Source organism: Pseudoalteromonas sp. SIMBA_162, from assembly GCF_046535955.1.
Taxonomy (GTDB): domain Bacteria; phylum Pseudomonadota; class Gammaproteobacteria; order Enterobacterales; family Alteromonadaceae; genus Pseudoalteromonas; species Pseudoalteromonas marina.
In genome coordinates this window covers 1-261 of sequence record NZ_JAWJBQ010000612.1, presented here as the reverse complement: position 1 = coordinate 261, position 261 = coordinate 1, and the positions used below count along the sequence as shown (strand labels likewise).

The following is a 261-nucleotide window of genomic DNA, read 5'->3' as shown; positions in this document are numbered from 1 at the left end:
CCTGATCCGGCGTGCCTTCGCGGGCCTGAAGCTCCGGGTTGAGGTAGTCGGCGTGATAGGTGACGTGGCGCAGCTGGGTGCGATCACGTACCACACAGGCACTGCAGCTGACCGGCTGGAAGAAGGTCTTGTGGTAATCGATGGTGACGGAGTCCGCCATCTCGGTGCCCTTGAGCCAGTGACCGTGACGACGCGAGGTGATCAGACCGCCGCCATAGGCGCCATCGACATGGAACCAGATACCACGGGCGTGACACTCAC

Annotated in this window: 1 protein-coding gene; it reads right to left on the bottom strand. The window is 62.8% G+C overall.

The annotated features are described in order from the left end of the window. The coding region (locus R0J88_RS21125; RefSeq protein ID WP_410901045.1) for a pyridoxal-dependent decarboxylase at window positions 1-261 on the bottom strand (261 nt) is incomplete at both ends.